We start from the raw sequence: 6643 nt of genomic DNA, 5'->3' as shown, positions 1-6643 counted from the left end.
CGCCGAAGAAGTCGGAATCGATGCGCTTGACGATGTAGGTCGTGGCTGGGAGACGCCGAGATCGAAGTCGATCATCAGCTCGGCCAGCTGGGCACCGTCGATCAGCGCGACCTTCGAGTCGATCCCGGCGGCGTACTGGCGGGCCTCGTCGGAGAAGGCGCTCGTCGTGAGGGAAGACGCCCTTGCGGGCCCCTTCGGCCGTGCAGCGCTCCCACGAACTTCTGGATCTCGGGCCGCCCGACCGTCCCCTCCCAGCGCTTGGCCTGCAGGTAGATCACGTCCAGACCGAGCCGGTCCTCGTGGATCACCCCGTCGAGCCCTTCGTCGCCGGAGCGGCCGAGGGCCTTCGCCGTAGCCCATCTTCAGAAGCAGAGCCACCACCAGCTCCTCGAAGAACGTGGGCGAGCTCCTCTTCACCCGATCGAGAACCTCGGTGGCCAGGGCCTTTCGGATGCGCAGACTGGCCGACTCCAGCGTCTCCTCGGGCGTTGCGGAGCTCTCCGTGTGCTCCTCTCCGGTGCTCGAGTCCTCGGAGTCCTTCTTCGTCCGAAACTCCACGAACTCGGGAAACCGGTCGAGCACCCGGATGTCGACCCGGGGGAGCTTCTCGGCAAGGAGGGCCAGGCCGCGGGGCGTGATCTGGAAGTGTCCGCGCCGGGAAGAGGGAGAAGAGCCCAGCCCGCTGCAGGTAGACCTGGCCCAGGCGGTCCGATTCGCGAACACCGTCTGCCGGCCGCTCGGCAGCAGCTGGGCGGTGTCCTCCTCGGAGAGCCCCAGCCGTGCGGCCAGCAGTGGGCGGGCCTCGGCCAGCGTGTGCTCCTTGCCGTCGGCAGCCAGCTGCAGGATCGGGAGCATCAGGTCCTGAAAGCCGGGGACGCTCATCAGCCTCTGCCGTTGGCGATCTGGTCGATCTGCTTCTTGGCGATGAACGCGTCGAGGAAATCGACGATCGACTTCAGGTCGTCACGCGTCACCACGGCATCGAGCTTCCGGAGCCGCTCGGCGAGGACGGGATAGCGGATCGCGGGGCTCTCTCCTGCCTTGCGCTTCGTCACGCCGAAGACCAGCTCGTCGGCGGAAACCTGGAGCACCTCGGCCATGCGGCGGATGCGCTCGAGTGTGGGCAGGGAGGTCCCCATCTCGTACTTGGAGACCTGGCGGACGTGGACCCCGATCAGGTCGGCCAGCTCCTGCTGCGAGAGGCGCCTCTCTGCCGGAGCCGCTTGAGAGTCTGAGAGAACGCGGCCATCAGCAGCGAGTCTAGGGTCGGGTCTCGGATGAGCCTGTGGATGTCCATTGACAGAGGCATACTATACGCTTACCGTGCGTATACGCGTAAAGTATGCTTCGCGAGCCTGCTTTTCCCTCTTGACAGCCCCTCGCGAAAACGGCGTTTCGACGCGGCGGAGGTGACCGATGGCGCGAATCCCCGACGAGCTGCTCCGGCGCATCCGTGAGGAGGTCCCTCTCGAGCGACTCGCGGAAGGTCGGGGCGTCGAGCTGAAGAGGCACGGTGCGGACCTGATCGGACGCTGTCCCTTCCACGACGACCGGGAGCCCTCCCTCGTCGTGACTCCCGGCAAGAACCTCTGGCACTGCCTCGGCGAATGCCAGACGGGCGGCTCGCCGATCGACTGGGTGATGAAGGCCGAAGGGGTGAGCTTCCGCCATGCCGTCGAGATCCTGCGGGCCGAGCACTTCCCGACGACGCCCTCCCTCGACGGCCCGCCGCAGCGCTCGAGCGTCCCGAAGCTCGCGCCTCCCGTCGACCTCGACGCCGACGACCGCGAGCTCCTCGGCCAGGTGATCGGCTACTACCACCAGACGCTGAAGGAGAGCCCCGAGGCCCTCGGGTATCTCGAGAAGCGGGGCCTCGTCCATCCCGAGGTCATCGACCGCTTCCGGCTCGGTTATGCGAATCGCACGCTCGGCTACCGGCTCCCCGCCATGAACCGCAAAGCCGGAGCCGAGATCCGAGGGCGCCTCCAGAAGCTGGGCATCCTCCGTGAGACGGGCCACGAACACCTTTCTGGATCGCTCGTCATCCCGATCCTGGGCGAAGGGGGCGAGGTCCTCGGCGCCTACGGCCGGAAGATCACGCCGACGCATCAGCTCCGGGCCGGCACGCCGCTGCACCTCTACCTCCCGGGCCCTCACCGCGGTGTCTTCAACGTCGAAGCCCTCGTCTCCTCGAAGGAAGTCATCCTCTGCGAGGCGCTGATCGACGCCCTCACCTTCTGGTGCGCCGGCTTCCGCAACGTCACGGCCGCGTACGGCGTCGAGGGCTTCACCCACGACCACCTCGCGGCCTTCAAGACGTACGGCACTGAGCACGTCCTCATCGCCTACGACCACGACGAGGCCGGCGACAAGGCCGCGGAGAGCCTCGCGAAGAAGCTCACGGCCGAAGGTATCGGCTGCTCGCGCGTCCAGTTTCCGAAGGGGATGGACGCCAACGAGTACGCCCTGAAGGTCCAGCCGGCGGGAAAGGCCCTCGGGCTTCTCCTGCGAACGGCCGTCTGGATGGGGAACGGGAAGCAGCCGGAGAGCGTCACGACGACAACCGCCACGACGGCTAAGGCGCAGTGCGCCGCTGCCGCGGCGCCCGCGCCAGCCGAGGCGGCTGCGCCGTCTCCGGCCGCTCCGCTCCCTGTCTCGCCCGCCTCGCCCGTCCCTGTCGTAAGCACGTACGAGCAGCCGGCCCCTTTAGCAGCTAAAGAAAAGAAGCTCCAGGGCGATGCCTCGCAGACGACCCCGAACCTCGACGAAGTCGTCGTCCCTCTCGGCGATCGCCGCTACCGCCTCCGCGGCCTGAAGAAGAACCTCGCCTGGGGCGTCCTGAAGCTCAACGTCCTCGTCACCCGCGAAGGCCCCGAGGCCGAGGCCCTCTTCGCGCCCCCGTCACCGCTCTCCGGCTTCTTCGTCGACACCCTCGACCTCTACTCGGCCCGCCAGCGCGCCGCCTTCGAGAAGCAGGCCGCGCACGAGCTGGGCCTGATCGAAGAGACGATCAAGCGCGACCTCGGCCAGCTCCTGCGCCGTGCCGAGGAGCTTCAGCAGGAGAGCATCCGCAAGACGCTCGAGCCGAAGGAGAAGGCCGTCCTCCTCTCCGAAGATGAAACGGCCGAAGCCCTCGGCTTCCTCCGCGACCCCAATCTCCTCGCCCGCATCCTCGATGACTTCGAGACTGGCGGTCTCGTCGGGGAGGACACGAACAAGCTCACGGCGTACCTTGCGGCCGTCTCGAGAAAGCTCGACAAGCCGCTGGCCGTCATCGTCCAGTCCAGCTCGGCCGCCGGCAAGTCAGCCCTCATGGAGGCCGTCCTCGGCTTCGTCCCGGAGGAGGAGCGCGAGAAATACTCGGCCCTCACGGGCCAGTCGCTCTTCTACTTCGGCGAGGGCAAGAGCCTGCGGCACAAGATCCTGGCCATCGCCGAGGAGGAAGGCGCGGAGAAGGCGGGCTACGCCTTGAAGCTCCTCCAGTCGGAGGGCGAGCTCTCCATCGCCTCCACCGGCAAGGACCCGCAGACGGGACGCCTCGTCACGCAGGAGTACCGCGTCGAAGGGCCGGTGATGATCTTCCTGACGACGACGGCCATCGAGATCGACGAGGAGCTCCTCAACCGCTGCCTCGTCCTGACCGTCGACGAGAGCCGGGAGCAGACGAGGCGCATCCACGAGCTGCAGCGGCGGGCCTCGACGCTCGACGGTATCCTCGCCTCACGCCGGAAGCCTAAGGCGCTGAAGGTCCACCGCAACGCCCAGCGGCTCCTGCGCCCGCTCCTCGTCCACAACCCCTTCGCCTCGCGCCTGACCTTCCTCGACGAGAAGACGCGCATGCGGCGCGACCACGTCAAATACCTCAAGCTCATCGAGGCCATCGCCCTCCTCTTCCAGTACCAGCGGGAGGTGAAGAGCCTGACGGTCGACGGCGAGGTCGTCGAGTACGTCGAAGCGACTGTCTCCGACGTCGCCCTCGCCAACCGTCTTGCCTCGGAGGTCCTCGGCCGGAGCCTCGACGAGCTGCCGCCGCAGACGCGGCGGCTCCTCGTGCACCTCGACGACCTAGTCACGTCCCTCTGCGAGAAGCACGGCGTCGCGAGGGAGGACCTGCGCTTCAGCCGGCGAGACGTGAGGGCGGCGACCGGCTGGGGCGACACGCAGCTGAAGGTCCACATGGCGCGCCTGGCCGAGCTGGAGTACCTGCTCCTGCACCGCGGAGGCCGGGGCCAGAGCTTCGTCTACGAACTGCTCTACAGGGGCGAGGGCAAGGACGGCTCGCGCTTCCTCCCCGGCCTCCTCGATGTCACGGGCCTTGCCGAGTACGACGGAGAGCGGTCGGGGTTTTCGGCCGAGCGGTCGGCCCCCGGTCGGCCCTCGGTCGGGGGGGGGTCGGGGGCCGGTCGGGGTGAGGAAGACGAGCCGGACCTCGCTCCCCATACGCACTTGAACGGTTTCTCGCACGAAGAGGCCGAAACCTCGCTCCTCGGAGCCACGCTCGGAATCCCGTCGTACCCGCTGCCTGAGCCGAAGCGCGTCCTCCGCCGCGCAGCGGGCCGGCTGTGAGCCGACCCGCAGTGGGCAGGGGAGAGCGGCCGTGACGAGCCCAGCCCGACGGCGCGCGGCGGCCCGAAGGAAGCGGGTCTTCGCCTTCCGCGACACCACCGACCCTCGCGGCTTCGTCATCCTTCTGAAGGCCCATCTCGAGCACATGAAGGTCAGGGGCTACTCGCCCAGGACGGTCCTGTCGGCCGAGTGGTCCGTCTCGGACTTCGTCGTCTGGTGCCAGGAGCGCGACGTGATGAAACCCCGCGACGTCACCAAGCCGATGCTCGAGCGCTACCAGCGGACGCTCTTCTACACGGAGAAGCCCGACGGGAGCCCGCTGACCCTCTCGACGCAGCACCACCGTCTGAGCTTCATCAAGCAGTACTTCAAGTGGCTCGCTCGCGAGAACCACCTCCTCTCGAATCCCGCCTCCGAGCTCGAGCTGCCGAAGGTGGAGAAGCGACTGCCGAAGCACGTCCTTACGGCTACGGAAGCCGAGGCGATCCTGGCGCAACCCGACATCCGGAAGCCCCAGGGCCTCAGAGACCGAGCGATTCTCGAGACCTTCTACTCGACGGGGATCCGGCGCACGGAGCTGTCGGGGCTGAAGGTCCACGACGTCGACACGGAGCGCGGGACGATCACGGTGAGGCAGGGCAAGGGGCGGCGGGACCGGGTCGTCCCGGTGGGGGAGAGGGCGGGGGCGTGGATCGCGAAGTACGTCCGCGAGGCCCGGCCCGACTTCGTCGTCGAGCCGGACCATGGCTTCCTCTTCCTCGCGGCCGAGGGGGAGCCGATCGCTCCGAAGACGCTCAGCCTCTACGTCAGCCGATATGTGAAGGCGTCCGGCGTCGCACGGACCGGCTCGTGCCACCTCTTCCGGCATGCCATGGCGACGCTGATGCTCGAGAACGGGGCGGACGTCCGGATGATCCAGGCCATCCTCGGGCACGTGAAGCTGACGACCACCGAGATCTACACGCACGTGGCGATCACGAAGCTCAAGGAGATCCACACGGCGACGCACCCGGCGGCCCGGCTCCTGCCGGGTGGGGCTGGGAGCGGCGGAGGCAGCGCAGAGTGAGCCTGCCTCCGTGAGGCACGTATGTGTACACACCTGTTGACACATATCCACCGACAGGAGCAGGATGGAAGCGGAGACAAGGCCATGAAGACCGTCACCGTCCGCGAGCTCCGGAACCAGACCAGCGAAATCCTCAATGGTGCCGAGAACGTCCTCGTCACCAGCCACAGCCACCCCACCGCCCTGATCGTCCCCCTGAAGGACCCCAAGAACGTCCCTCTGGAGATGAGGCGGCAGCTCTACCTGACGCTCTCGGCCCAGCTCGCCGAGCAGCTGCAGGCCAAGGGAATCACGGAGGACGAGGCTCAGCGTGGTTTCGAAGACTTTAAGAAGCGTCGTCGCGGACGCTAACGTCCTGCTCTCGGCCTCTCTCGGGCACGCCGCGCGCAAGGTCTTCGAGAAGGCCCGGGTCTTTCACGTCATCACGACCGACGTCGCGGCCGGCGAGGTCCGGGAATACCTTCCTGTCCTCGCCGCCAAGGCTGGCCTGGACCGTGCGCCGATCATCCGGGTCTTCGACGCGCTGCCGATCGAGATCGTGCCCGAGAGCGGCTACCGGACACGGCTGAAGGATGCCGCGAGCCTCATCGGCAAGCGTGATCCCAACGACACCACGGTCCTGGCCCTCGCCCTGAAGCGGGGGCTGCCGGTCTGGTCGAACGACGACGACTTCGACGACGCCGGCGTCCTCGTCTTCACGACCGCGGAGCTGCTCAAGGTCCTCGGCTTCTCCTCCGCCCGGCACCGCTAGACTCCTCTCCGATGGCCGGACCGCGAGCGGAGGCGATCGGGCGAGGAGGCCTCGCGGCGCTCGTGCTGCTCCTTCCCCTTAGCTGCTCTTCCGGCGTTCCGCGCCGAGGCCTCGCGTACCGGCGTGTGGGAGTCGAACCCACCCGCCTCCCTTCTCTGCCGCGAGAACCGAAGCGGCCTCGGCGCTCGCTTCGCTCGCGCCGGCTGCCGTCGCTGACATCGAAGCCGCTGAGCCCGCGCGCTTCGACCTCGGCGACGTCA

Annotated in this window: 5 protein-coding genes and 1 pseudogene; 4 read left to right on the top strand and 2 right to left on the bottom strand. The window is 67.8% G+C overall.

All coding sequences use genetic code 11. The features are described from left to right. Both IPN03_09990 and IPN03_09985 read right to left on the bottom strand, forming a co-directional pair. Window positions 1-882, bottom strand: a pseudogene (locus IPN03_09990) (restriction endonuclease). Beyond that, entirely contained in the window at window positions 882-1187 is a 306-nt protein-coding gene (locus IPN03_09985; GenBank protein ID MBK9374035.1) for a helix-turn-helix transcriptional regulator, read from the bottom strand. Before IPN03_09985 ends, IPN03_09990 begins: the two are co-directional and overlap by 1 nt. Window positions 1188-1416: 229 nt before the next feature. Here IPN03_09985 and IPN03_09980 point away from each other — a divergent pair, with 229 nt between their 5' ends. The 4 genes from IPN03_09980 (at window position 1417) to IPN03_09965 (ending at window position 6383) form a co-directional block, all read left to right on the top strand. Beyond that, window positions 1417-4566 (top strand): toprim domain-containing protein, encoded by a 3150-nt coding sequence (locus IPN03_09980; GenBank protein ID MBK9374034.1) that lies wholly within the window; start codon window positions 1417-1419, stop codon window positions 4564-4566. 31 nt (window positions 4567-4597) lie between these two features. After that, a complete protein-coding gene (xerC, locus tag IPN03_09975; protein MBK9374033.1) occupies window positions 4598-5632 on the top strand; it encodes a site-specific tyrosine recombinase XerC in 1035 nt (344 codons plus the stop codon). Between the two features lie 84 nt (window positions 5633-5716). Then, window positions 5717-5983, top strand: a complete 267-nt coding sequence (locus IPN03_09970; GenBank protein ID MBK9374032.1) for a type II toxin-antitoxin system Phd/YefM family antitoxin — start codon at window positions 5717-5719, stop codon at window positions 5981-5983. Further along, window positions 5943-6383, top strand: a complete 441-nt coding sequence (locus tag IPN03_09965) for a PIN domain-containing protein (protein MBK9374031.1) — start codon at window positions 5943-5945, stop codon at window positions 6381-6383. Before IPN03_09970 ends, IPN03_09965 begins: the two co-directional genes overlap by 41 nt. Window positions 6384-6643: the final 260 nt, after the last annotated feature.

It is taken from the genome of Holophagales bacterium, assembly GCA_016719485.1.
GTDB lineage: Bacteria > Acidobacteriota > Thermoanaerobaculia > UBA5066 > UBA5066 > UBA5066.
The sequence above is the reverse complement of the archived record's forward strand: the minus strand, read 5'-3'. Positions and strand labels throughout refer to the sequence as shown.

Bases quoted from the DNA above. Each gene is read 5' to 3' on its own strand.
- IPN03_09970 (MBK9374032.1), top strand. From the start codon at position 5,717: ATGAAGACCGTCACCGTCCGCGAGCTCCGGAACCAGACCAGCGAAATC.
- IPN03_09980 (MBK9374034.1), top strand. From the start codon at position 1,417: ATGGCGCGAATCCCCGACGAGCTGCTCCGGCGCATCCGTGAGGAGGTC.